Origin of the sequence: Streptomyces griseofuscus, from assembly GCF_014673495.1 — a bacterium.
GTDB classification, from domain to species: Bacteria; Actinomycetota; Actinomycetes; order Streptomycetales; family Streptomycetaceae; genus Streptomyces; species Streptomyces murinus.
In genome coordinates, this window is sequence record NZ_CP051006.1 from 2,574,610 (window position 1) to 2,599,464 (window position 24,855).

At 71.6% G+C, this 24,855-nt stretch carries 26 protein-coding genes; 18 read left to right on the plus strand and 8 right to left on the minus strand.

Annotation, left to right across the window (positions count from 1 at the left end):
* Window positions 1-5 precede the first annotated feature (5 nt).
* The 9 genes from HEP81_RS11205 to HEP81_RS11245 all read left to right on the plus strand — a co-directional run bounded on the left by HEP81_RS11205 (window position 6) and on the right by HEP81_RS11245 (window position 9,047).
* Window positions 6-4,430: a non-ribosomal peptide synthetase gene (locus HEP81_RS11205; protein WP_051850674.1), complete on the plus strand. Its 4,425-nt coding sequence runs from the start codon at window positions 6-8 to the stop codon at window positions 4,428-4,430.
* Window positions 4,431-4,436: 6 nt separating this feature from the next.
* The gene (locus HEP81_RS11210; protein WP_051850675.1) at window positions 4,437-4,706 is read left to right on the plus strand and encodes an acyl carrier protein; all 270 of its coding nucleotides are present in this window, start codon (window positions 4,437-4,439) and stop codon (window positions 4,704-4,706) included.
* 5 nt (window positions 4,707-4,711) lie between these two features.
* Complete coding sequence (locus HEP81_RS11215) at window positions 4,712-5,464, plus strand: thioesterase II family protein (RefSeq protein ID WP_037663298.1); 753 nt, start codon at window positions 4,712-4,714, stop codon at window positions 5,462-5,464.
* A complete protein-coding gene (locus HEP81_RS11220) occupies window positions 5,458-6,084 on the plus strand; it encodes a LysE family translocator (protein ID WP_093679379.1) in 627 nt (208 codons plus the stop codon). Before HEP81_RS11215 ends, HEP81_RS11220 begins: the two co-directional genes overlap by 7 nt.
* Window positions 6,085-6,210: 126 nt before the next feature.
* On the plus strand, window positions 6,211-6,570 hold the full coding sequence (locus HEP81_RS11225) for a DUF6204 family protein (protein ID WP_037663257.1): 360 nt from the start codon (window positions 6,211-6,213) through the stop codon (window positions 6,568-6,570).
* A gap of 89 nt (window positions 6,571-6,659) precedes the next feature.
* Window positions 6,660-7,100, plus strand: a complete 441-nt coding sequence (locus tag HEP81_RS11230; protein ID WP_037663259.1) for a MarR family winged helix-turn-helix transcriptional regulator — start codon at window positions 6,660-6,662, stop codon at window positions 7,098-7,100.
* Between the two features lie 130 nt (window positions 7,101-7,230).
* Window positions 7,231-7,923, plus strand: coding sequence for a TetR/AcrR family transcriptional regulator (locus tag HEP81_RS11235; protein ID WP_243279377.1), 693 nt, complete (start codon window positions 7,231-7,233; stop codon window positions 7,921-7,923).
* The gene (locus tag HEP81_RS11240) at window positions 7,821-8,492 is read left to right on the plus strand and encodes an enoyl-CoA hydratase-related protein (RefSeq protein WP_037663262.1); all 672 of its coding nucleotides are present in this window, start codon (window positions 7,821-7,823) and stop codon (window positions 8,490-8,492) included. Before HEP81_RS11235 ends, HEP81_RS11240 begins: the two co-directional genes overlap by 103 nt.
* A gap of 99 nt (window positions 8,493-8,591) precedes the next feature.
* Window positions 8,592-9,047, plus strand: coding sequence for a PaaI family thioesterase (locus HEP81_RS11245; RefSeq protein WP_037663263.1), 456 nt, complete (start codon window positions 8,592-8,594; stop codon window positions 9,045-9,047).
* Here HEP81_RS11245 and HEP81_RS11250 read toward each other — a convergent pair.
* Complete coding sequence (locus tag HEP81_RS11250) at window positions 9,044-9,472, minus strand: pyrophosphohydrolase domain-containing protein (RefSeq protein WP_037663265.1); 429 nt, start codon at window positions 9,470-9,472, stop codon at window positions 9,044-9,046. The two genes, HEP81_RS11245 and HEP81_RS11250, sit on opposite strands and share 4 nt — an antisense overlap.
* 121 nt (window positions 9,473-9,593) lie before the next feature.
* Here HEP81_RS11250 and HEP81_RS11255 point away from each other — a divergent pair, with 121 nt between their 5' ends.
* Window positions 9,594-10,592, plus strand: a complete 999-nt coding sequence (locus tag HEP81_RS11255; RefSeq protein ID WP_037663267.1) for a TAXI family TRAP transporter solute-binding subunit — start codon at window positions 9,594-9,596, stop codon at window positions 10,590-10,592.
* Here HEP81_RS11255 and HEP81_RS11260 read toward each other — a convergent pair.
* Window positions 10,582-11,982 (minus strand): sensor histidine kinase, encoded by a 1,401-nt coding sequence (locus HEP81_RS11260; protein WP_037663269.1) that lies wholly within the window; start codon window positions 11,980-11,982, stop codon window positions 10,582-10,584. The two genes, HEP81_RS11255 and HEP81_RS11260, sit on opposite strands and share 11 nt — an antisense overlap.
* A gap of 9 nt (window positions 11,983-11,991) precedes the next feature.
* Window positions 11,992-12,678: a response regulator transcription factor gene (locus HEP81_RS11265; protein WP_037663270.1), complete on the minus strand. Its 687-nt coding sequence runs from the start codon at window positions 12,676-12,678 to the stop codon at window positions 11,992-11,994.
* Window positions 12,679-12,971: 293 nt separating this feature from the next.
* On the opposite strand from HEP81_RS11265, the gene HEP81_RS11270 reads away from it, so the two are divergent.
* From HEP81_RS11270 to HEP81_RS11300, 8 genes are all read left to right on the plus strand, one after another.
* Complete coding sequence (locus tag HEP81_RS11270) at window positions 12,972-13,748, plus strand: amino acid ABC transporter ATP-binding protein (protein ID WP_037663271.1); 777 nt, start codon at window positions 12,972-12,974, stop codon at window positions 13,746-13,748.
* A gap of 81 nt (window positions 13,749-13,829) precedes the next feature.
* Window positions 13,830-14,663 (plus strand): glutamate ABC transporter substrate-binding protein, encoded by an 834-nt coding sequence (locus tag HEP81_RS11275; protein WP_037663272.1) that lies wholly within the window; start codon window positions 13,830-13,832, stop codon window positions 14,661-14,663.
* Between the two features lie 79 nt (window positions 14,664-14,742).
* Window positions 14,743-15,408: an amino acid ABC transporter permease gene (locus HEP81_RS11280; RefSeq protein WP_037663273.1), complete on the plus strand. Its 666-nt coding sequence runs from the start codon at window positions 14,743-14,745 to the stop codon at window positions 15,406-15,408.
* On the plus strand, window positions 15,405-16,340 hold the full coding sequence (locus HEP81_RS11285) for an amino acid ABC transporter permease (RefSeq protein ID WP_037663276.1): 936 nt from the start codon (window positions 15,405-15,407) through the stop codon (window positions 16,338-16,340). Before HEP81_RS11280 ends, HEP81_RS11285 begins: the two co-directional genes overlap by 4 nt.
* Before the next feature lie 179 nt (window positions 16,341-16,519).
* The gene (locus tag HEP81_RS11290) at window positions 16,520-18,121 is read left to right on the plus strand and encodes an FAD-dependent monooxygenase (RefSeq protein WP_190275981.1); all 1,602 of its coding nucleotides are present in this window, start codon (window positions 16,520-16,522) and stop codon (window positions 18,119-18,121) included.
* A gap of 337 nt (window positions 18,122-18,458) precedes the next feature.
* Window positions 18,459-18,530, plus strand: a complete 72-nt coding sequence (locus HEP81_RS42330; RefSeq protein WP_309544753.1) for a putative leader peptide — start codon at window positions 18,459-18,461, stop codon at window positions 18,528-18,530.
* A 64-nt stretch (window positions 18,531-18,594) separates the two neighbouring features.
* Entirely contained in the window at window positions 18,595-19,146 is a 552-nt protein-coding gene (locus HEP81_RS11295) for a cupin domain-containing protein (protein WP_078967680.1), read from the plus strand.
* Window positions 19,143-19,556 carry a rhodanese-like domain-containing protein gene (locus tag HEP81_RS11300; protein ID WP_243279382.1) on the plus strand — a complete coding sequence of 138 codons (414 nt, stop codon included), beginning with the start codon at window positions 19,143-19,145 and terminating at the stop codon, window positions 19,554-19,556. Before HEP81_RS11295 ends, HEP81_RS11300 begins: the two co-directional genes overlap by 4 nt.
* 189 nt (window positions 19,557-19,745) lie before the next feature.
* On the opposite strand, the gene recX is transcribed toward HEP81_RS11300, so the two are convergent.
* The 5 genes from recX to HEP81_RS11325 form a co-directional block, all read right to left on the minus strand.
* Window positions 19,746-20,564, minus strand: coding sequence for a recombination regulator RecX (gene recX, locus HEP81_RS11305; protein WP_037662250.1), 819 nt, complete (start codon window positions 20,562-20,564; stop codon window positions 19,746-19,748).
* A 2-nt stretch (window positions 20,565-20,566) separates the two neighbouring features.
* Window positions 20,567-21,691: a recombinase RecA gene (recA, locus tag HEP81_RS11310; RefSeq protein WP_037662252.1), complete on the minus strand. Its 1,125-nt coding sequence runs from the start codon at window positions 21,689-21,691 to the stop codon at window positions 20,567-20,569.
* A 257-nt stretch (window positions 21,692-21,948) separates the two neighbouring features.
* A complete protein-coding gene (locus tag HEP81_RS11315; RefSeq protein ID WP_375139855.1) occupies window positions 21,949-23,223 on the minus strand; it encodes an AI-2E family transporter in 1,275 nt (424 codons plus the stop codon).
* Window positions 23,224-23,359: 136 nt separating this feature from the next.
* Window positions 23,360-23,554 carry a DUF3046 domain-containing protein gene (locus HEP81_RS11320; RefSeq protein ID WP_037662254.1) on the minus strand — a complete coding sequence of 65 codons (195 nt, stop codon included), beginning with the start codon at window positions 23,552-23,554 and terminating at the stop codon, window positions 23,360-23,362.
* A gap of 149 nt (window positions 23,555-23,703) precedes the next feature.
* Entirely contained in the window at window positions 23,704-24,819 is a 1,116-nt protein-coding gene (locus tag HEP81_RS11325) for a hypothetical protein (protein ID WP_037662257.1), read from the minus strand.
* Window positions 24,820-24,855: the final 36 nt, after the last annotated feature.

Consider the following 24,855-nt stretch of genomic DNA (forward strand, 5'->3'; position numbering starts at 1 on the left):
GCTTCATGAAGGTCCGCAGTTCCATGACCGCCCCCGGGCAGGAGCGGTTCGAGCCGTTCCCGCTGACCGAGATCCAGTACGCGTACTGGGTCGGCCGGGGTCCCAACTTCGTGCTGGGGAACGTGGCCCCGCACGCCTACTTCGAGCTGGAGGGCCGCCGCCTCGACCCCGATGTGCTGTCCCGGGCCTGGCGCCGGCTGGTGGAGCGGCACGACATGCTGCGCGCGGTCGTCGGCCCCGACGGACGCCAGCAGGTGCTCCAGAACGCGCCCCGGTTCGAGGTCCGATGTACCGACGTGCGCTCCGCCTCCGCGAAGGACAGGGAGCGCGCGCTGCTCGACACCCGGGAGGAGATGTCCCACCGGGTGTACTCGGCCGCCGACTGGCCGCTGTTCGACCTGCGGCTGACCCGGCTGCCCGACCACGACCGGCTGCATGTCAGCGTCGACCTGCTGATGGTCGACCTGGCCAGCCTCACCCTGCTGTTCAGCGAGTGGAGCGCGCTGTGCCAGGACCCCGGCCTCGAACTGCCGCCGGTGGACGTCACCTTCCGCGACTACGCCCTGGAACTCCAGCGCGGCTCCGGAGCCCCCCGCTACCAGAAGGCGCTCGCCTACTGGACCTCCCGGGCCGCCGCCCTCGCCCCGCCACCCGAACTCCCCCTGGCCAAGTCGCCGGTGAGCGTGCACCGGCCGCGCTTCACCCACCGCGAGTTCCATCTGCCCAAGGACAAGTGGCGCATCCTGCAGGGGCGTTGCGAGGAGCGGGGGCTGACCCCGACCGCCGTCCTCGCGGCCCTGTTCTCCGAGGTTCTCGCGGTCTGGGGCGGCTCCCGCCGGTTCACCCTCAATCTCACCCTGTTCAACCGGTTGCCGCTGCTGCTCGCCGACGCCGGAGACGGCAGGCGCACGGTCCATCCCCATCTGCGGCGCATGGTCGGCGACTTCACCTCCATCTGCCTGCTGGAGACCGACGCCTCCACGGGCCGTACGCTCGCCGAGCGGGTCGAGGCCACCCAGGCGCAGCTCCAGCACGATCTGCGCTACCGGCAGGTCAGCGCCCTGGAGGCGCTGCGCGAACGGCGCCGGCTGGGGCTCCAGAGCGGCTTCGAGACGATGCCCGTGGTCTTCACCAGCGGCCTCGGCACCGCCGCGGACGTCTCCGGGCCGCTGAGCTACTTCGGCGACATCACCTACCGGGTGAGCCAGACCCCGCAGGTCTGGCTGGACCACCAGGTGGTGGACCTCACCGGCTCCCTCGACCTGACCTGGGACTGTGTGGAGGAGCTCTTCCCGGAGGGCCTGCTCGACGACATGTTCGCCGCCTACACCTCGCTGGTCGCCCGGCTCGCCGACGACGACTCGATGTGGGCCGAGGAGATCATCGTGGAGCTGCCCGGGCATCAGCTCGCCGGCCGTGACCGCGCCAACGACACGAGCGGTGAGCGTCCCTCGGGCCTGCTGCACGAGCCGTTCCTCGCACAGGCGGCCCGGCACCCCGAGCGGCCCGCCGTACTGAGCGGGTCCGGCGCCCTGACGTTCGGCGAACTGGCCGCGCAGGCAGGGACGGTGGCCGCCGAGGTCGCCGCGCTCGGCACGGCCGGGCTGCGCGACCGGCTGGTCGGCATCGGCCTGCACAAGGGCGCCGACCAGATCGCGGCCGCGTACGGCGTGCTGCTGGCGGGCGGCGCCTATCTGCCCGTGAGCCCGGCGCTGCCCGAGCGGCGCAGGGCCGGGCTGCTGGGCGACGGCCGGGCCCTCGCGGTCCTCACCGACGCGGCGACGGACGGCCTCGGCTGGCCCGCGTCCCTCCCCCGCCCCCGTGTCGACCGGGCGCGTCCCGGGGCGCCGGAATCCGCGGGCCACTCGCGCACCGGCGCCGCCCCCGCGGACGCCGATCCCGGCGACCTGGCCTACGTCCTCTACACGTCCGGCTCCACCGGCACCCCCAAGGGGGTGATGATCGAGCACCACGCCGCCCTCAACACCGTCGCCGACATCAACGAGCGGTTCGGCGTGGGCCCCGAGGACCGGGTCTTCGGCCTCGCCGACCTCGGCTTCGACCTGTCGGTGTACGACACCTTCGGCGCGCTCGGCGCCGGTGCGGCCCTGGTGCTGCCCGACCCGGAGCTGCGTTCGGAGCCGGCCCACTGGTCCAAGCTGATGAGCGAGCACGGCGTGACGGTGTGGAACTCCGTCCCGGCACAGATGCAGATGCTCGTCGAGCACCTGGAGGTGGGCGGCGAACTCCCGGACCGGCTGCGGCTGATCCTGCTGAGCGGCGACTGGATACCCGTCGATCTGCCCGGCCGGATCCGCGGGCTGTGGCCCGAGGTGAAGATCGTCTCGCTGGGCGGCGCGACCGAGGCGTCGATCTGGTCGATCCACCATGTCGTGGACGAGGTGGAACCGGGCGCGAAGACCATTCCGTACGGTGTGCCGCTGCGCAACCAGAGCTTCCATGTGCTCGACGCGCGCATGGACCCGTGCCCGGTGTGGACCCCGGGCGAGCTGTACATCGGCGGTGTGGGTCTGGCCCGCGGCTACTGGGCCGACGAGGAGCGCACCGCGGCGTCCTTCGTGACCCACCCCCGTACCGGCGAACGGCTGTACCGCACCGGTGACTTCGGCCGCTACCGCGCCGACGGCACGATCGAGTTCCTGGGCCGCCGGGACGGCCAGGTGAAGATCAACGGGCACCGGGTGGAGCTCGGTGAGATCGAGGCGACGCTCGCCGCGCATCCGGGCGTGGACAGCGCGGTCGTGGTGAAGTCCGCCGACCAGGACAGCGCGGCGCGCCTGCTGGGATACGTCGTACCCGGCCATGCCGTACCCGCCCACGAGGACACGCTGTTCGTGACCGAGCGGGCCGACGAGGCGCTGCGCGCGGGGCAGTGGCAGGCGCTCGCCGGGACGGCCGGGCGCCCCGCCGAGGGACCGTCGCCGGACGAGCTGCGCACCGTCTGGGACGCACTGAACGAGGTGTACGCCACCGCCACCGCGAGCGCCTTCCGCGCCTTCGGGCTGCCCCATCTGCCGGGCGAGCCGTTCGACCCGGCGGCCCTGCGCGGCGTCGGGGTGGCCCCCCGCTACGAGCGCTGGCTGGCTCGTGCCGTGGCCGCGCTGGAGGTGACGGGGTATCTGCGGCGCACCGGCGACGGCCTGGTGGTGGCCCGCGAACTGCCCGCGGAGCTCCCCGAGTCGCTGTGCGAGCGCGCCCGCCGCGCCCTCGGCGAGCTGCTGGGGGTCCCCGAGGACGTCACCGACTGGATGCTCGGCCTGGCCGGGAACCTGGCGGGCGTCCTGACCCAGAGCGTCCACTCCGCCGAGCTGTACGCCTCGGACCGCACCCCCGGTGTCTACGCCCGCCTCTTCGGTCCGACGTACGCCGCCGCGACCGCCGCGGTGCGGGAGATGGCCGAGGGCTGGCCCGCCGACCGGCCGCTGAACGTGCTGGAGGTCGGGGCCGGGTACGGCTCGCTCACCCGGCATCTGCTGCCGCTGCTGCCCGCCGACCGCACCGAGTACGTCTTCACCGACGTCTCCCGCTACTTCCTCGACCGCGCGGAGACCGAGTTCGCGGCGTACCCCTTCCTGCGCTGCGACCTGTTCGACCTGGACCGGCCGCCGACCGCGCAGGGCTTCGACGGACGGTCGGCCGACCTGGTGATCGCCGCCAGCGTGCTGCACGACATGCGCCAGGTGCGGCGGACGCTGGCCGCCCTGCGCTCGGTGCTCGCGCCCGGCGGTGTGCTGCTGCTGGTCGAACAGACCACCTTCCACCCGTGGTTCGACCTCGTCATGGGACTCCAGCAGGGGTTCGACAACTTCGAGGACACCGAACTGCGCCAGGACCACTGCCTGTTGGACCGCGCGCAATGGCAGCAGGAGCTGACCGCCGCCGGGTTCACCCGCTCGGAGCTGCTGACCACCACGGGCGGCCCCGCGTCGGTCGGCTTCGACGTGCTCGTCGCCCAAGGGCCCGCGGTGCGGCGCCGGTTCGCCCCGGAGGAGCTGCGCGCCTTCGTCGCCGAGCGGCTCGCCCGGCACATGGTGCCGGCCCAGCTGTTCGCTCTGGACGAGCTGCCGCTGAGCCCCACCGGCAAGGTGGACCGCGCCGCGCTCGCCCAGGCCGGCCGGCGCGGCAGCGTACGGGGCAGGCCGGCCCGGCCGCCGCGCACGGACCGGCAGCGCAAGCTGGTCGACATCTGGAAGGAGGTGCTCGGCCTGAACCAGATCGATCTGGCCGACGACTTCCTGGAGCTGGGCGGCGACTCCCTGCTGGCCGCGCGGCTGGCGGCACAGCTCCAGTCGGCGTTCGGGGTGCCCGTCCCGATCCGCACGGTCCTGGAGTACACCACGGTCGAAGCGCTCGACGGACATCTGGAGCAGCTCCTCGGCCCGTCCGAGCCCATCACCGAGGAAAGGTGAGCAACGGTGACCACCACGGCTTCCCCGCACACTCCCGACTCCGCCGTCGACTGGGTCGTCGGCTTCATCGCCGAACTGCTCGACGTGTCGCCGGACCAGATCGACCCGGCCACCGAACTGGGGCTGCTCGGCGTCGACTCGGCCACCACGCTGGTCATCTGCGCCAAGGCCCGCGATGAACTGGGCGTCCCGCTGCGGCCCAAGGAGGTCTTCGACCACTTCACGGCCGACGCCCTCGCCGGCCATCTGGCCGCCCGGCTGCGGACGGGGGTGTGAGGCACGTGTCCGACTGGTTGCTCAGCGGCACGCCGCGCGCCGCCGCCTGCGACCTGTACTGCTTTCCGCACGGGGGCGGTACGGCCGCCGAGTATCTGCGCTGGTCCCGCGATCTGCGCACGGCGCGGGTGCACGCGGTCCAGCTGCCGGGCCGGGTGCCGCGGCTGACCGAGGCCATGCCCGCCTCGATGCGGGAACTGGTCGAGGCGTTCCTCGCCGAAGTGCCGCTCGCCACCGGCCGGTTCGTCCTCTTCGGGCACAGCCTGGGCGCCCTGTTCGCCTACGAGGTGACACGCGCCCTGGCCGCCGCCGGACGCCCGCTGCCGGCCCGGCTGGTCGTCTCGGGCTTCCGTGCACCCCATCTGCCGTACCCGGGCGGGCAGTTGCACCGGCTCCCCGACGACGAGCTGCTGGACGCCGTCGCCGGGCTGCACGGCGGGCTGCCCGAGGAGGTGCTGGCCTCGGCGGAGCTGCGGGAGCTGGCGGCGGGCGCGCTGCGCGCGGACTACCGGGTGCTGGAGACGTACGTCTGGCAGCCCGGCGATCCGCTGCCGGTGCCGCTCACCGTGTTCGGCGGCGAGGACGACCGGATCACGGTGGGGGAACTGGAGGCCTGGGGCGAGCACACCTCGGCCGGGGCGAGCGTCCGCCGCTTTCCGGGCGGCCACTTCTATCTGCGCGAGCGGCCGGCGCCGGTCCTGCGGGCGCTGGCCGGGGCCCTCGCCTCGGTCCGCGCGGAACGGAGCGCGCCGTGCTGACCTTCGCCGCGGCCTGCCTGGTCCTCATCGTGATCCCCGGCCCCGACCAGGCCCTGATGACCCGCAACGCGCTGGCCGAGGGGCGCAGGGCAGGCCTGTTGACCATGCTCGGTGGGGTGCTCGGCCTCAGCGTCCACGTCTCCGCGGCCTCGCTCGGCATCTCGGCCCTGCTGCTGGCCTCCGCCACCGCCTTCACTGTGCTGAAGGTGGTGGGGGCGACCTATCTGGTCTGGATGGGCATCGCGACCCTGCGCGGCGCCCGCCGGACCCTGCGGGAGGGCCCGCCGGACGACGGCGCCGAAGGCGCTACGGCGGCCCGGGCGGGCCGGGGCCGCCGGATGCTGCGGCAGGGGTTCCTGTCCAACGCGCTCAACCCGAAGGTGGCCCTGTTCTTCGTCACCTTCCTCCCGCAGTTCCTGCCCTCCCGGGGCAGCGTGCTGCCCCACGCCCTGCTGCTGTCCCTCGTGTTCGCGATCCTCTATCTGTGCTGGTTCACCCTGTACGTGATCAGCGTGGACCGCCTCGGCCGGGTACTGCGCCGGCCACGGGTGCGGGCCCGCATCGAGCAGGTGACGGGGCTGCTGCTGATAGGTTTCGCGGCCCGGCTGGCCTTCCAGTAGCCCGAAAGCCGGGGCGGGTTCACGACGTGTGCGCCGAGCGCGGCGCGCATGTCGGCCCGTCCCGGCACCGACACCGGCGCGAAAAGCCGGTGGAGAACCATCCCCCGGCATGCCTAAGGTCGCGGGATGAACACCCGAACCTTCCGGATCACCGTGCGCGGTGTCTTCGACGGCCTCACCGACGACCAGCGTGCCGTGCTGCTCGCCGACGCCGCCGCCCATGACGTGCTGCGCGCCGCCTTCACCCCCGAGGGCACCCTGACCTACGACATCGCCGCCCGCCCGGCCTTCGTCTTCCGCTTCTCCGACACCGGCGAGAAGGAGGAGGACATCCTGGACGCCACCGAACGCGCCGAGACGGCCGCCGCGACCTGGCTCTCCGAACGCGGCTACGGCTTCAAGAACCTCCGCTCCTCCGCCGAGGACCTCTCCCAGGCCCCCCTGAGCAAACGCCAGCGCCGGGCGGCACGGTCAGCCGAGGCGTGACTCCTTCGCGTTCATCCACCTCATAAACTTGACTACTCAAGGAACTCTCAAGGAACACTCAAGGAGCTGCTTCCGGATGGACATGGACCATGAGTGACGCCCTGGACACCGCTCTGCGTCTCGTACGGGCCCAGGCGGCGCTCGTACGGCGGTTCGACGCCCGGCTCGGCGGGCTGCACGGAGTGAGCCTCGCCGACTTCACCCTGCTGCTCCGACTGGGACAGGCGCCCGGCGGCCGGATGCGGCGGGTCGATCTCGCCGAGGCGCTGGGGCTGACGGCCTCCGGGGTCACCCGGGCACTGGTTCCCCTGGAGCGGATCGGACTGGTGACCCGGGAGCCGGACGTCCGGGACGCACGCGTGGCCTATGCGTCGCTGACCGGCACGGGCCGGGCCCGGCTGAAGGAGATGCTGGCCACAGCCGAGGAGACCGCCGAGGACCTCTTCGCCGCCCCGGCCTGGGGAGAGGAGGAAGTCCCGCTCCTCGCAAGCCTGTTGACCCGACTGGGCGGCACCGGGCCGCGGACCTGAGGCGAGGGCGCCGCAAACCAGGTCGCGACCGGCTCACTCCCTTGCATGCTCTATGCCATACACCATAAGTTACCAACGGGTAGTCCGCCGGGGGGGTACCGCGCCCCGGTGTCGGAAAGGTGGTGGGCGGGTGGGTCCGCGCAAGAGTGGCAGTCGGGAGCGGAGGGTTCTCAGTGCCGCGGCCCTGCTGCGCGAGTACGGCGCGGGCGGGACGAGTGTCGACAAGGTGCTCGCGCACAGCGGCGCTCCCCGGGGCTCGGTGTACCACCACTTTCCCGGTGGGCGGGCGCAGCTCATCGACGAGGCGGTGGCGCACGCCGGGGACTTCGTCGCGGGGCTGATCGACGCCGCCGCGCGGGCGGACGACCCGGTCGCGGCCGTGGACGCGTTCTTCGCGCTGTGGCGTGAGCAGTTGGTGGGCAGCGACTTCAGGGCGGGCTGTCCGATCGTCGCGGTGGCCGTGGAGGCCAACGGCGAGGCACCCGGTCCCGCCCGGTCCGCCGCCGCCGTCTTCGGACGCTGGCAGCAGGCGCTCGCCACCCTGTTCGTCCGGCACGGACTGAGCGAGGAACGCGGTCGCAGGCTGGGCGCCTTCGTCATCGCCGCGGCCGAGGGCGCGGTGGTCATGTGCCGGGCCGAGCGGAGCACCGCGCCGCTGGACGCGGCCGCCGCCGAGATCCACGAACTGCTCGCCCACGCCCTGCGCCAGAAGGAGTCGTCATGCCCTCACTCGACCGTCAGGACAACGTCTTCGTCCTCGACCTCGGAGACGGAGAGAACCGCTTCCACCCCGACTGGCTCACCGCCGTCGACACCGCGTTGACGGAGGTGGAGAAGGCGGAGGGGCCGCGCGCCCTGGTCACCGCCGCCACGGGCAAGTTCTGGTCCAACGGGCTCGACCTGGACTGGCTGCTCGCGCACGCCGACCGGCACCAGGAGTACATCGTCTCCGTGCACCAGCTGTTCGCGCGGATGCTGTCGCTGCCGATCGTCACCGTAGCCGCGCTCCAGGGGCACACCTTCGCCGCCGGCGCGATGCTCTCCCTCACCCACGACCTGCGGGTCATGCGTGCCGACCGCGGCTTCTGGTGCCTGCCCGAGGCGGACATCGACATCCCCTTCACCCCCGGGATGTCCGCCCTCATCCAGTCCCGGCTCGCGCCCCGGACCGCCCACGAGTCCATGGTCACCGCCCGCCGCTACGGCGGCCCGGACGCCGCGGCCGCCGGCATCGTGGACCGGGCGGTCGCCGAGGACGCGGTGCTCTCCACCGCCGTCGAGACCGCCCAGGGCCAGGCGGCCAAGGCCGGCGACACCCTCGGCACCATCAAGAACCGCATGTACGGTGCCGTCCTCGCCGCCCTGCGCGACACCGTGGCCCCGCTGGGCTGACCCCCGCAGCCGGCCTCCGCCCCTTCGACCGCTCCACCGCGCGCCCCGGTTCGTCTCGCCCGGGGTGTCCGCGATGACACCAGCCAAGGAGAACCACCCATGACCACCGTCGACTTCGCCGCCATGACCGGCCTCGAACTGATGCGCTGGGTCCAGAGCGAGCGCCCCGCCGACATCCCCTCCATCGGCCGGCTGCTCGGCATGCGCTTCGACGAGGTCGAGCACGGCCGGGTCGTCGTCTCCCTCGACACCCGCCCCGACTTCGCCAACCCCCTCGGCACCGTCCACGGCGGCATCGCCGCGACCCTCCTGGACTCCGCCATGGGCTGCGCGGTGCACACCACGCTGCCCGCCGGGGTGGGGTACACCACCCTCGAACTCAAGGTCAACTACATCCGCGCGGCCCGCACCGACGGACAGACCCTGACGGCCGAGGGCACGGTCATCCACGCCGGCCGCCGCACCGCGACCGCGGAGGGGAAGGTGCTGGACGACCAGGGCAAGCTGATCGCCCACGCCACCACGACGTGCATCGTCCTCGGAACGGCCGCCTAGGCGCCCGTCTCCACGGCACCGTCCTGCGCCGCCGGTATCCAGCCCTGGCGGCGCAGGACCGAGGACACGTCCGGTGCCCGGTAGTGCTCGCCCTTGAGGACCTTGCCGTCGGCGCGGCGGCTGATCTGTCCGTCGGGGCCGATCTTGCTCATGTTGGCGCGGTGGATCTCGGCGATCACCTGGTCCAGGTCGATGCCGTGGACCAGGGCGGTGCCGTACGCCACGTACACCACGTCCGCCAGTTCGTGCGCCAGCTTGTCCAGCGGGCCCTCGACCGAGACCTCGCCGACCTCGGCGGCCTCCTCGGCGAGCATGTCCCAGCGGTGGGCGGCCAGTTCGGGGGAGACCTCGGTGGGGGTGCTGCGGGCATCGAGGCCGAAGGCGCGGTGGAACTCACGGACGAGATCGACGGGCGAAGTGCTCATGCGGCGACTCTAACGGCCACCACTGACAACACCCGCCGCCCGCCGCCCCCCTCCCGGCCCGCGGTCCACCTCACAGCGCCGGCCCTGGTCAGCGTCGTACCCCGCCTGGCAGGATCGCGGCATGTCCAAGCTGTTCCCCCGCATCGGCAGACGCCGGGCGCTGTCCGTCGCGGTCGCCGGTGTCGTCGTCATCGGTCTGCTGGCGTGGTGGCTGCTGCCCCTGGGCGAGAAGCCGCCGGGCGGGACGATCGTCTTCAGCACCGGCACGCCCAAGGGGGTGTACCAGGAGTACGGCGAGCGGCTGCGCACCGAGCTGGCCAAGGACATGCCCGGGCTGAAGGTGAAGCTCCTCAACAGCGCGGGCTCCCAGGAGAACGTGCGGCGGGTGGCGACCGGGAAGGCCGACTTCACCATCGCGGCGGCCGACGCGGTGCAGACGTACGAGCTCGGGCACGGCAGCGGCGCCGGGAAGCTGCGCGGGGTGGCCCGGCTCTACGACGACTACGTGCATCTCGTCGTGCGCAGCGACTCGGACATCCACGACATCGACGACCTGCGGCACAAGCGGGTCGCGACCGGGCTGCCCAACTCGGGCGTGAAGCTCATCGCCGACCGGGTGCTGCGGGCCGCCGGCATCGATCCGCGCACGGACATCACCGCCGCCTCCGACGGCATAGACACCGGACCCGACCGGCTGGAACAGGGCGGGATCGACGCGTTCTTCTGGTCCGGCGGCCTGCCCACCAAGGGGCTGGTCACGCTGGCGAAGAAGGGCGCCTTCCGGTTCATCCCGATCGACGCCGACCTCGTCACCGAGCTGCACGCACAGGGCGAGGAGACGCGCTACTACCGGGCCACCAACATGCCCGAGTCGGCGTACCCGGACGTCCAGCACGGCGTTGAGGTGCCGACGATCGCGGTGTCCAACCTGCTGATGACCCGCGCGGACATGGACCCCCGGCTCACCGAGTGGGTGACCCACACCGTGATCAAGAGCCGCGACGGCATCGGCGCCCATGTCCACTCCGCCCAGCTCGTCGACCTGCGCACCGCCATCTACACCGATCCCCTCCCGCTCCAGGAGGGCGCCCGGCGCTACTACCGCTCGGTCAAGCCCTGAACCTCGGCACCGACACCGTCACCCGCAGCCCCCGCGGCTCGTGCGGGCCGTAGGCTATCGAGCCGCCGCCCGCCTCCAGGAGGGCGCGGGTGATGGACAGGCCGAGCCCTGACCCCTTGACGTTCTGATGCCGGCCGCTGCGCCAGAAACGGTCGCCCACGCGCGCGAGTTCCTCCTCGGTGAGGCCGGGTCCGGTGTCGGTGACGACGACCCTGGAGGTGTCCCCCTCGAAGGAGACGGAGACCTCGACGGCGCCTCCCTCGGGGGTGAACTTCACCGCGTTGTCGATCACCGCGTCCAGCGCGCTGGACAGCGTGATCGGGTCGGCCCAGCCGGTGGTGGCCGGGCAGTCGCCGGTCAGCCGGACCCCCTGGGCCTCGGCGGCCGGCGTCCAGGCGGCCAGCCGTTCCTCCGCGAGGGCGCCTATGTCGGTCAGGCTCAGATCGGCCTCGGCGTGCTCGGCGAGCGCCAGGTCGAGCAGGTCGTCCAGGACATGAGCGAGGCGCTTGCCCTCGGTGCGCACCGAGGCGATCTCCTCGTTGTCCTCCGGGAGTTCGAGCGCGAGGAGTTCGATACGCAGCAGCAGCGCGGACAGCGGGTTGCGCAGCTGATGGGAGGCGTCGGCGACGAAGGCGCGCTGCTGTTCCAGCACTTCCTCGACATGGTCCGCCATCTCGTTGAACGAGTGGGCCAGACGCCGGAGTTCGGGGGGCCCGCCGGCGGCCGCCACCCGGGACTTCAGACGCCCGGTGGCGATGTCGTGGGTGGTGGCGTCCAGGACCCGGACCGGCCGCAGCACCCAGCCGGTCAGCCGTAGCGCCGCGCCGACGGCGAGCAGCATGGCGGCGATCTCACCGGCCCCGATGAGCAGCCAGCCGTGCAGGATCCGCAGCCGCAGCGGCCCGGTGGGCGAGTCGGTGACGACGACCGCGATCACATCCCCGTCCCGGATCACCGGTGAGGCGACCACCAGCCGGCTGTGCTGCCAGGGCCACGCCTGCTGGGGGTCGTGGCTGCGCCGGCTGAGCAGCGCCTCGTCGAACGCCTCCCGGACCTCCCCCGACGGCGGTACGAACCAGTCGCCGGGCGCGTTGGCCATGGCGGAGCCGTTGCGGTAGAAGACGCCGGCGCGAATGCCGTAGACGTCGTAGTAGCTGTCGAGTTCGCTGCGCAAGGTCTCCCAGCGCTCGTCCGTGCCGGTGCGCCGGGAGCCGCCGGGGCCCTCGGTGACGAACTGGGCGAGCGCGGCGAAGCGTGCCGTGTCGTCGATCCGGTCGACCACGACCCGCTGTTGCTCGGAGGCGGCCATGCTGACGGCGAGCGGGACGCCGAGGGCGAGGAGTACGGCCGCCATCAGGACGATGAGCAGCGGCAGCAGCCGTGTGCGCACCCGTCCCCGCTAGGCGGCCGGGGCGACGAGCCGGTAGCCGACGCCGCGGACGGTCTCGATGAGCGCGGGCAGGCGCAGCTTGGCGCGCAGGGAGGCGACATGCACCTCCAGGGTGCGTCCGGTGCCCTCCCAACTGGTCTGCCAGACCTCGCTGATGATCTGCTCCCGCCGGAAGACCACACCGGGGCGCTGGGCGAGCAGCGCCAGCAGGTCGAACTCCTTGCGGGTCAGCTGGACGACGGAGCTGTCCACGCTGACCTGGCGGGTCGGCAGTTCGATCCGCATCGGACCGAGGTGCAGCAGGCTGTCCGCGGTCTGCGCGGACTCCTCGTGGGCGGTGCGCCGGCTGACGGCGTGGATCCGGGCGAGCAGTTCCCCGGTGTCGTACGGCTTCACCACGTAGTCGTCGGCGCCCAGGTTGAGCCCGTGGATGCGGGAGCGGACGTCGGAGCGGGCGGTGACCATGATCACGGGGGTGCTGGTGCGTTTGCGGATCTTGCCGCAGACCTCGTAGCCGTCCTGGTCGGGCAGGCCCAGATCGAGCAGTACCACGCCGAAGCCGTCGCTCTCGGGGACGAGCGCGCGCAGGGCCTCCTCGCCGTTGCGCGCATGGGTGACATCGAATCCATGCCTGGTCAGCACGGCGGACAGGGCCGCGGCGACATGGTTGTCGTCCTCGACGAGCAGCAGTCTCATTCCGGCCCCCTCCGGTTCAGTGGTCGTACGGACATTGTTTATCCGCCTTGCAGATCATGTGCCCGCACGCGGGCACCATGGCAGTGACGCCGATGGAGCAGGACGCCGTCAAGTGGCTTCCGGTTGCCCGTCGCTTCCGTTATGCGGCCGATACGCATCCTGACGGGTACCGCTACGACATGTGTACGGCGGCTACCGGATCGTGATGCTCAGATCTCCCTCAGATGTGATGACGCAGGTCACAGCCCGTCATTACTGTCCTCCGAAACCGAGGAGGACGGAGCCGTGAAGCGATGACCGAAGTATCGGTGGCCAAGGAGGACAGGGCCGCTTCCGACGAACTGGTCGTCCTGAAGAGCGTCAACAAGCACTTCGGCGCGTTGCACGTGCTCCAGGACATCGACCTGACGATCGACCGCGGCGAGGTCGTGGTCGTCATCGGGCCCTCCGGGTCCGGCAAGTCGACCCTGTGCCGCACCATCAACCGCCTGGAGACGATCGACTCGGGCACCATCACGATCGACGGCAAGCCCCTGCCGCACGAGGGCCGGGAGCTGGCGCGGCTGCGCGCCGACGTCGGGATGGTCTTCCAGTCCTTCAACCTCTTCGCGCACAAGACCGTGCTCGAGAACGTCATGCTGGGCCAGATCAAGGTCCGCAAGGCCGACAAGAAGCAGGCCGAGGAGAAAGCGCGGGCCCTGCTCGACCGGGTCGGCGTGGGCACCCAGGCGGACAAGTACCCCGCCCAGCTGTCCGGCGGCCAGCAGCAGCGTGTCGCCATCGCCCGGGCGCTGGCGATGAACCCGAAGGTCATGCTCTTCGACGAGCCGACCTCGGCCCTCGACCCCGAGATGATCAATGAAGTCCTGGACGTCATGCGGCAGCTGGCGCGCGAGGGCATGACGATGATCGTCGTCACCCATGAGATGGGCTTCGCGCGCTCGGCCGCCAACCGGGTGGTGTTCATGGCGGACGGCCGGATCGTCGAACAGGCCGCGCCCGACCAGTTCTTCAGCAACCCGCGCAGCGACCGGGCCAAGGACTTCCTGTCCAAGATCCTGCACCACTGAGGCCGCGGGCGGCCGTCGCAGGCGCCTGGATCGATTTCTCCCGACGGGCCTCGTCCCGCACCACTTCGAAGGATGTTCAGCATGCAGCTCCGCAAGGTCACCGCCGCCTCGGCCGCCGTCCTCGCCCTCAGCCTCGCCGCCACCGCGTGCGGCGGCGACAAGAAGGACGACAACGGGTCCTCCGGCGGCAAGAAGATCGCCATCGGCATCAAGTTCGACCAGCCCGGCCTCGGCCAGAAAACGCCGCAGGGCTACGCGGGTTTCGATGTCGACGTGGCCACCTATGTCGCCAAGAAGCTCGGCTACGGCCCGGACCAGATCGAGTGGAAGGAGTCGAAGAGCGCCGACCGCGAGACCATGCTCCAGCGCGGTGACGTCCAGTTCATCGCCGCCACGTACTCGATCACCCCGGAGCGCGAGCAGAAGGTCGACTTCGCCGGCCCGTACCTGCTGGCCCACCAGGACGTGCTGCTGCGCGCCGACGAGACGGCCATCAAGGCGCCGAAGGACCTGAACGGCAAGAAGCTGTGTTCGGTCTCCGGCTCGACCTCGGCCCAGAACCTCAAGGCCAAGCTGAACCTCAAGACCGACCTCGTCACGTACCCGACCTACTCGGCGTGTCTCTCCGGTCTCCAGAGCGGCGCCATCGACGCCCTCACCACGGACGACTCGATCCTCGCGGGTTACGCCGCCCAGGCCCAGTTCAAGGGCAAGTTCAAGCTCGGCAACTTCAAGATGACCAACGAGAACTACGGGATCGGCGTCAAGAAGGGCAGCGACCTCAAGGCGAAGATCAACACGGCCCTGGAGTCGATGGTCTCCGACGGGTCCTGGGCCGCGGCCGTGAAGAAGAACTTCGGTCCGGCCGACTACAAGAACGAGCCCGCGCCGAAGATCGGCGACGTCAAGAGCTGAGGCAACGCCCTGCCGGTGCGCCGCCTTTGACGACGGCGGCGCACCGTGGGCATCCCTACACGCGGAAGCGCGGGAGATCGTGTTCGACTTTCTTGGACATTACGACGTACTGGGCGCCTTCTGGACGACGGTGCAGCTCACCCTGCTGTCGGCCGTGGGCTCCCTGGTCTGGGGCACCCTGCTGGCCGCCATGCGGGTGGGCCCGGTACCGCTGATGCGCGGTTTCGCCACCGCCTATGTGAACATCGTGCGGAACATCCCGCTCACGGTGATCATTCTGTTCTCCTCGCTCGGTCTGAACCAGACGCTGGGCATCAGTCTGGGCGCCAAGGGCTTCGACGCGATCAACTTCCGGCTGGCCGTGCTCGGTCTGATCGTCTACACCTCGGCCTTCGTGTGCGAGGCGATCCGGGCCGGCATCAACACGGTGCCGGTCGGCCAGGCGGAGGCGGCACGGGCCATCGGTCTCAGCTTCTCCCAGGTGCTGGGCCTGGTCGTGCTCCCGCAGGCCTTCCGCGCGACCGTCGGACCGCTGACCAACGTACTGATCGCGCTGACGAAGAACACGACGGTGGCCGCCGCGATCAACGTGGCGGAGGCGGCCCTGCTGATGAAGAAGATGATCGAGAACGAGGCGCAGCTGATGTCGATCTCGGCGGTCATCGCCTTCGGCTTCGTCTGCCTGACCCTGCCGACCGGCCTGATCCTCGGCTGGGTGGGCAAGAAGGTGGCGGTGAAGCGATGACTTCCGTCCTGTACGACGCTCCGGGGCCCCGCGCCAAGCGGCGCAACGTCCTGTACACGGCGGCCTTCCTGGTCGTCCTCGCGGCCCTCCTCTGGTGGGTTTACAGCGCCCTCAGCGACAAAGGCCAGCTGGACTGGGCCCTGTGGAAGCCCTTCTTCTCCGGCTCCGAGGCGTACACCACGTACATCTGGCCGGGCCTCCAGAAGACCCTGGAGGCGGCGGCGCTGGCGATGGTCATCGCGCTTCCGCTGGGCGCGGTCCTCGGCATCGCACGGCTCTCGGACCACGCCTGGGTGCGGGTGATCGCCGCGGTCCTGGTCGAGTTCTTCCGCGCGATCCCCGTACTGGTCCTGATGATCTTCGGGCTCGCGCTCTTCGCCCAGTACACCGATGTCAGTTCGGACGACCGGCCGTTCTACGCGGTCGTCACCGGACTGGTGCTGTACAACGCGTCGGTGCTCGCGGAGATCGTCCGCGCGGGCATCCTCTCGCTGCCCAAGGGCCAGTCCGAGGCGGCCCTGGCGATCGGTCTGCGCAAGGGCCAGCTGATGCGGCTCGTGCTGCTGCCGCAGTCGGTCACCGTGATGCTCCCGGCGATCGTCAGCCAGCTGGTGGTCATCGTGAAGGACACCGCCCTCGGTGGCGCGGTCCTCACCTTCCCCGAACTGCTGGCCTCGGCCAACACGATGAGCGGCTACTACGGCAACTTCATCGCCTCGCTCACCGTCGTGGCCGTGATCTACGTGCTCATCAACTTCTCGCTGACCTCCTTCGCGCACTGGCTGGAGGGCCGGCTGCGGCGGGGCAAGAAGTCGACCGGCGCGGTGCTGGGCGCGCAGGACGTGGCGCACATCGCGGGCACGGCGGCGACCGGCGCGGATCCGGCCGGTCATCCCTCCGGCATCGGTGACATCAACGGCACCAAGAAATGACGATCATTCAAGTCCCATGATTGGGCCGGGGGCAGTGGCATGATCGCCACTGCCCCCGAGGGTCACTTGACGCATACTCTGCCAATGGGTTGCATACGTTCTGTGATCGTGCACCCGGCCTCACCTTGCTGTTCACCCACTGCCGTCGAGGCATCGCCGCGGACAGGGGGCGCCGCGCCTTGGACCCGGTGATCATCGTCGGAGCGGGGCCCGTCGGGCTCACGCTCGCCCTGGCGCTGGCCCGCCAGGAGGTGCCGGCCGTCGTCCTGGACGAGGGCCCCGGCAAGGAGGAACCCCGCCCGGCGCGCACCGCCGTACTGCGCCCCGACACGGCCGCGCTGCTGGAACGGCTGACCGGGACGGCCCTCGACCACCACGGCGTGCGCTGGACCGGCTGGCGCGCGATGCGCCGCCGCCAGGTGGTGAGCGAGATCGCCTTCGCCCCGGACGAGCCCGCCCCGGTCCATATCGCCCAGCACGTGATCTCGGGCCTGCTGCGGGCGGCCGCCACCGATCAGCCACTGGTGGAGATCGCCGCCGACAGCCGCCTGGACTCGATCGAGCAGGAGCCCTCCGGCGTCACCGCGCACACCCGGGGCCCCAACGGCACCTATTGGCGCGGGAGTTACCTGGTGGGCTGCGACGGCACCCGCTCGACCGTGCGCAAGCTCCAGGACATCCGCTTCCCCGGCCGTACGGCGGTGGAGCGGCACGCGGTCGCCGCGCTACGCACGGAACTCCCCTGGACCGACCAGGCGTTGCTCCACCGGATGCCGCCATGGCGGTCGTCCGGGCCCTTCGCCGGAGAGGTGACCGCCCGCCCCCTGCCGGACGGCGCCTGGCGGCTGGACTGGCTGCTGCCGCCCGGCAAGGACCTCGTCACGCCCGAACTGCTGGTGGCCCGGATCCGCGAGACCCTCGCGGGCTGGACCGACGGTGCCACACCGGCGTACGACCTGCTCGACACCGGCGTCCACACGGTGCACCACCGGCTGGCCCGGCGGTGGCGCGACGGCCGTGTCTTCCTCGCGGGGGACGCGGCGCATCTGCTGGGCGCGCTGGGCACGCAGGGTCTTGACGAGGGGCTGCGGGACGCCGACAACCTCGCCTGGAAGCTGGCCTCCGCCTGGCACCACGGGCCGCACGAGGCGCTGCTCGACAGCTACCAGGCGGAGCGGCGCGCGGTGGTCGCCGCCCGGCTGCGCGCCACCGACCAGGCGCTGCCGGGGCGGCGCGGCGGGGGCGGGCTGCGGCACATCGTCCCGGGCACGGCCCGCGGCCACGACGCCCTGCTCACCGACGGCCATCTGGGCCGCGGAGCGCTCGGCGCGCCGGGCGCGTACACCTCCTCCCCGCTCGCGCCCCGCCACCTTGAGGGCGAGATCCCCGTCGACACCCCGCGCGGCGCCCCGGTGAGCGACGTCCGGGTCACGGCGGAGGACGGCTCCTTCGTCGGCCTGCGCGACCGCCTCGGCCGCGGCAGGCTGCTCGTGCTGCTGATCGCCCCCGGCACCGGCGTCTGGGACCGCAAGCACTGGGTCTCCGCGGGTGTGATGCCCCGCCTGGCCGCCGCGGTGACGGCCCTTCCGCACCCGGCCGAGCTGCTGGTCGCCGAGTCCTACCCGGGCGCCCCGGCGCACAGCGTCCTGCTGGTACGCCCCGACGGCCACCTGGTCACCGCCCTGACCGGCGTCCGCCCCGCCGCCCTGTACGCGGCGGCGGAGGCGGCGGTGGGGGGAGCGGTGGAGGAGGGGGTGGGGGCGGAGGCGGGGGTGCGTTGAGGGAGCGGCGGGGAGGGGCCGCCCGGCGGGGGTGGTTCTGGGGGGCTCGGTGGGGGCGGGTGCGGTTCGCGGTGTTGAGGTGCAGCTCGGGGCGTTGACCAGCGTCGGCCCGAGGCGCGTTGCCGTTGCCCAAGGGGGCCGACTCGGAGCGCGCACGGGACGCGCACTCGTGGCGTGCACCGCCCCTGAGCCCCATGCGCTCCGCTCCCCTCTCCCCCTCGCTCCCCTGTCACTCCCCCTCACTCCCCCGCGCGCCGTCACCCTCCGTCCACATCGTGACCGTCTGTTGACCGCCTTTTCGCCGGCGTGCTGTACTCCCGTCGTGACCGACACCTGTGTGCGCCTGTGGCGGAGGGTCCATATGGACCTCGTCCGCTATGCGGGCTGTGTGTGTCGGCCGTCCTGCTGAATTCGCATCCTCTTTTTTCTCCGGGCGCCGCCGTGTGCCCGTTCCGCGAACCCTCTTCAGGACGGTGCACGTGTCCCTCTCGTCCCCCTCGACGTCTCCTTCGGCGTCCCCCGCCACCGGCTCCGCGCCGACCCAGGCGGACCTCCTCGCATTCGTACGGAGCACGGCGGCCGACGCCGGGCTGCTCGCCTCGCTCCCGCTGGATCCGGAGGGCCGCACCTGGGTACGGCTGGAGGGACCCGGTGGCAGCGAGGCCTGGCTGATCGGCTGGCCGCCCGGTGCCGGCACCGGATGGCACGACCACGCCGAGTCCGTCGGCGCCTTCCTCACCGCCTCCGGCGAGCTGAAGGAGAACTCGCTCGCCGCCCGGCTGCCCACCGACGGCTGGAAGACCCTGGAACTCACCGAGGACGTGGACCGCGAGCGCCTGCTGCCCGCGGGACAGGGCCGCGCCTTCGGCCGCCACCATGTGCACGAGGTCCTCAACGAGTCCCCCGACCGACACGCGATCTCCGTCCACGCCTACTACCCACCGCTCCCCCGCATCCGCCGCTACAGTCGCTCGGGCCAGGTGCTGCGCCTGGAGCAGGTCGAACGCCCGGAGGACTGGCAGTGAGCGCCGCCCCGCACCAACACCCGGTCGGCATCGACGAGTTGCTGGAGCGGGTCCGCACCGGCTACCGGCGCGTCGAAGCGCGGGAGGCGTACGACACGGCGCGCGCCGGTGAGGCCCTGCTGGTCGACATCCGGTACGCGGCCCTGCGTGAGCGGGACGGGCTGATCCCCGGCGCCGTCGTCGTCGAGCGCAACGAGCTGGAGTGGCGCCTGGACCCCCGAGGCAGCCACCGCCTCCCCGAGGCCACCGGGCACGATCTGCGCATCGTGCTGATCTGCAACGAGGGCTACGCCTCCTCCCTCGCCGCCGCCTCCCTCCACCAACTCGGCCTGCACCGGGCCACCGACCTGGTCGGCGGCTTCCAGTCCTGGCGCTCGGCCGGCCTGCCGGTGACCCCACCGGGAGCCTGACCGCGCGCTCGCGGATCCAGGGGTACCGGCACGTTACGGCGACCCGTCGTCCTGGATCGGGACAATCCCCCGCCGGCGCCCCCTGTGAGTACACCCCGTCGCCGCAACCATCGCCGTCGTCCCCGGACGGAACACCTCGTCGCCACGCCCCGTCGGCTCACCCGCCCCCCGATGCGCCATCAGAAGCCGTCAGAAGTCAGACTCCCCGAGAAAGTCCGCGTCCTCACCCTCCTCCTCCAACGCCCGGCGCACGACGCGCAGGGACATCCCCTCGGGGTAGCCCTTGCGGGCAAGCATGCCGGCGAGGCGGCGGATGCGTTTGTCGCGGTCGAGGCCCCGAGTGGCGCGCAGCTTGCGGGCGACGAGTTCCCGGGCGGTCTCCTCCTCCTGGTCGGAGTCGAGTTGCCCGACCGCCTCCTCGATCAGCGTCGAGTCGACCCCCTTGGTACGCAGCTCCCGGGCGAGGGCCCGCCGGGCCAGCCCCCGGCCATGGTGCCGGGACTCCACCCAGGCATCCGCGAACGCGCCGTCGTCGATCAGTCCGACCTCCTCGAACCGCGACAGCACCTCCTCGGCCACGTCCTCGGGGATCTCCCGCTTGCGCAGGGCGTCCGCGAGCTGCTTGCGGGTGCGTGGGGTCCCGGTGAGCAGGCGCAGGCAGATCGCCCGTGCCCGCTCAGCCGGGTCTCCCGAAGGCTCCCCCCGCTCGGCCCTCGACGAGGAGGGGCCGCCTTCGTCCTCACCGGCACCGGACGGCTGCTCCCCGAAGCCACGCCGTCGACGGCCCCGCCTCCGGCCGCCCCGGGAGCCGGGACCGATCGAGCCGCCCCCGTACGGCTCACCGCTCCCGTCGCCCGACAGGGCACCGTCCCCGTATGCGTCGTCTCCACCGGCCGTGTACGCGTCGTCACCGCCCGGGGCATACGCCGGGTGCTCCCCGGTGCCCCTCCCCCGTGAGGCACCGGGGGTGGCGTACTCGTACTCGGACCAGTCGGTTCGTCGTGTCACGGTCAGCTCTTGACAGCGGCGGCCTTGGGCTTGGTGGCCTTGACGGCGGGGGCGGCTGCCGTCTTGGCGGTGTCCTCGGCCGGGGCGGCACCCGCGGCGTCCGCACCGGGCTCGGCCGACGGCTCCTCCGGCCGGACACCCACGCCCAGCTTCTCCTTGATCTTCCTCTCGATCTCGTTGGCCAGGTCGGGATTGTCCTTGAGGAAGTTGCGCGCGTTCTCCTTGCCCTGGCCGAGCTGGTCGCCCTCGTACGTGTACCAGGCGCCGGCCTTGCGGACGAAGCCGTGCTCCACGCCCATGTCGATCAGACCGCCCTCGCGGCTGATGCCCTGGCCGTAGAGGATGTCGAACTCGGCCTGCTTGAAGGGGGGCGCGACCTTGTTCTTGACGACCTTGCAGCGGGTGCGGTTGCCGACCGCCTCGGTGCCGTCCTTCAGGGTCTCGATGCGGCGGATGTCGATGCGCACCGAGGCGTAGAACTTCAGCGCCCGGCCACCGGTCGTGGTCTCCGGGGAGCCGAACATGACGCCGATCTTCTCGCGGAGCTGGTTGATGAAGATGGCGGTGGTCTTGGACTGGTTGAGCGCGCTGGTGATCTTCCGCAGCGCCTGGCTCATCAGACGGGCCTGGAGACCGACGTGGCTGTCGCCCATCTCGCCCTCGATCTCCGCGCGCGGCACGAGCGCGGCGACGGAGTCGATGACGATCAGGTCGAGCGCGCCGGAGCGGACCAGCATGTCCACGATCTCCAGCGCCTGCTCGCCGTTGTCCGGCTGCGACAGGATCAGGTTGTCGATGTCGACGCCCAGCTTGCGCGCGTACTCGGGGTCGAGGGCGTGCTCGGCGTCCACGAACGCGACCTGGCCGCCGGCCTTCTGCGCGTTCGCCACGGCGTGCAGTGTCAGGGTCGTCTTACCGGAGGACTCCGGTCCATAGATCTCCACGACACGGCCGCGCGGCAGGCCGCCGACACCGAGGGCCACGTCGAGCGCGGTCGAGCCGGTCGGGATGACCTCGATGGGCTCCCTCGACCGCTCGCCCATGCGCATGACCGCGCCCTTGCCGAATTGTCGTTCAATCTGTGCGAGCGCGGCGTCGAGCGCCTTCTCGCGGTCGGTTCCTGCCATGGGTTCCACCCGGTTTGCTTGAGTCGATCGCTTCACGTCAAAGACGCTAACGCCTGCCACTGACAATGCGCCCCGACGCCGGCCCGGCCTGTGGATAACCAGGGTGCATATCCACCCAAGCCATGACCAAATCCCCGGTCCACTGCCTCGCCGGAGCCTTCATGAGAATGGATGTTCGATTTTTGTGTCAAGCGACACCCCGTCGTGTCGGGATGTCGCTTCGAGAGTCGCGGTACGGGAGAGCCCGGGGGAGCCCGCTACCGCCGAGCGCGCGCGGCCCGCAGCCGCGCGAGCACACCGGAGCTGCCCTGAGCCCGCCCGCGGTGCCCGTTCACCCGGGGGTCGTCGGTGACGTCGTACCGCTTGACGTAGGCGCCCAGGAACGCCTGAAGGGTGGCCACGGCGGGGATGGAGATCAGCGCGCCGACGGCACCCAGCAGGGCCGTGCCCACGATGACCGAGCCGAAGGCGACGGCGGGGTGGATGTCCACGCTCTTGGCGGTCAGCTTGGGCTGGAGCATGTAGTTCTCGAACTGCTGGTAGATCACGACGAAGACCAGCACCCACACCGCGTACCAGGGGGCGACGGTGAACGCGATCAGCATCGGCAGCGCGCCCGCGAGATAGGTGCCGATGGTGGGGACGAACTGCGAGACCAGTCCCACCCAGACGCCGAGCACGGGTGCGTACGGCACACCCAGGGCTTGCAGCAGGATGTAGTGCGCGACACCGGAGACGAGCGCCATGAGGCCGCGCGAGTAGAGGTAGCCGCCCGTCTTGTCGACGGCTATCTCCCAGGCGCGCAGCACCTCGGACTGGCGCGCGGGCGGCAGTACCGAGCACAGGGCGCGGCGCAGCCGGGGGCCGTCGGCGGCGAAGTAGAACGAGAACAGCGCCACGGTCAGCAGCTGGAAGAGGCCGCCGAGCACCTGCTGGGACACGTCGAGGACACCGGCCGCGCTGTTCTGCGCGTACTTGCGCAGCCAGTCGGAGTGCAGCAGTCCCTCCTGGACGTCGACCCGTCTGAGGTTGGCGTGGAAGGTCTGGTTGATCCAGTGGATGAGCGAGTCCAGGTAGTCCGGGAAGCCCTCGATCATCTTGATGATCTGGCCGGCCAGCATCGATCCGAGCAGGGTGACGAATCCCGCGGCGGCGACGGTCAGGACGAAGAAGACCAGGAAGGTGGCGAGCCCCCTGCGCATGCCGCGGGCGGCCATCCGGCTCACGGCGGGCTCGACCGCCAGGGCCAGGAAGAACGCGATCAGGATGTTGATCAGCAGCCCGGTGAGCTGGTGGAAGGCCCAGCTGCCCAGCTGGAAGGCGGCGATCAGCGCGAGCGCGAGCACCATGGCGCGCGGCAGCCAGCGCGGCATACGGCCGTCCGGCGTGCGGCCACCGGGCAGGCGACCGTCCGGCGTACGGCCGTCCGGCGTGGCGGCGTCGGCGACCGGTGGCCGGTCGGTCGTCGCCGTCGGGCCGGCCGGTTCCGCGGGCCGGGTCAGCTGCTCGGTGTCCTCGTCAGTGCGTGCCACGCGCCAAGTCTCGCCCACTCCACCGACAAGCGGCGCCCACCTGCGGCTTTCGTGACCGATCGGTGCCGTAGCGTCGACTTCACATCGGGCGTACGGGGCATTTCAGTCACGATCATCACGATGTCGGGCGGCGCCCTCAGCGCCGTTCCCCCGGCACGTCCATGACCGTGCACACCACACGCCACACGTCCTTGGCCGCCCAGCCGGCGTCCAGCGCCTCGTTCACCGTGCGGCCGCCCAGCTCCGACATCACATGATCGCGCGCGAAGGTCTCGGCGTACCCCGGACCGAAGTGTTCCGCCATCCGCTCCCAGAAAACCGTCAACCGCATGAATCCCGCTCCATACCCACCTGCACGTTTCCCGCCTCTCGCACCCCGCCTGCCCGCGTCGGGCAGAAAGCGCGTGTACGTACGCAGCGTAGAACCAGAGCGGGCACGCCCAGGCGGGTGGGCGAGAGGGGGACGGTGAGGGCGGCCGATCAGCGCGCCGGGGCCGAGCGGGGCATCAGGAGGGGTTCCGGGTAGGAGCGGACCTCGCGGCGGATATGGCTCGCGGGGCCCAGGCCGTTCATGATCCGGCCGATCTCCCGCCGCCCGCGGCCGTCGGGCGTGGCGTCCACCAGGGTGATCGTCGCCGCGTCGATGTCCTGCGGGCGCAGGCTGGTCGGCGTCGTGACGTCATGGACCCGCAGCTTGGCCTCGGCGGCCTGGCAGACGGCCGTACGGACGGCGGGGGCCGAGCGGCGTCCGGCGACCAGCAGGATGTCGGACTGGCTCAGCGCCGCGGCGACCGCCGTGTGGAGGTCCTCCATGGTGTAGCACCACTCCGAGGGATGCTGGCCGCGCAGCCGGGGGTAGCGGCGGCGCAGCACCTTGAGGATGGCCGCCGCCTCGGAGACGACGGACCCGGGTGTCACCACGAAGGCGAGGCGGTCCGGATCGCCGACGGCGACGGACTCCGCCTCCTGCCGTGAGCGCACCGCGACCGGCGCGGCGCCGCTGGTCCGCGCCTCCCAAGGCGGCGGTCCCACGGCCTGGGAGCCCACGAGGACGACTTCGTCCCCCCGGTCGGTGAACCGGTGCAGCGCGTTGTTCGCGTTCCGGGGCGCGGGGCACGCGCGGGTCGCGGGGCATCCGCACGACTCCCAGGAGGGGGCGGCGGCCGTCTGCGCGGGCACGGAACCCGCGGGCGCCCGGCCGTCGGCGTCGGTCGTCGGCGCCATGACGTACAGCAGCCGGCGCGTGCGCAGCACGGCCCGGAAGGAGTCGATCTGCCGCCCCGCGAAGGCCAGCGCCGCCGAGTCCTTCGCGTCCGCCGCCAGGGCCAGTCCGTGATGGCCGCCTTCGGGTCTCTCGTAGGTGACGGCGAAGACCGTGGTCGCCGCGTCGGGCAGGTGCTCGTGCAGACAGGCGGCGGGCAGGGCCCGGCTCCGCGGCGCGAGCCCGCTGTTGCGGGTCAGCGCCGCGAGCAGGCCGTGGGCGGGGCAGTCGACGCGGCCACGCGCGGGGTGGGTGAAGGACGTGGCGACCGTGAGGGTGCCGGGAGGGACGCGGAGGGTGGCGCGGAAGACTTCGGACAGGGCGCTGCGGTTCATTTTCCTGCTGTCATACGAAGGGAATGAGTGACCGGG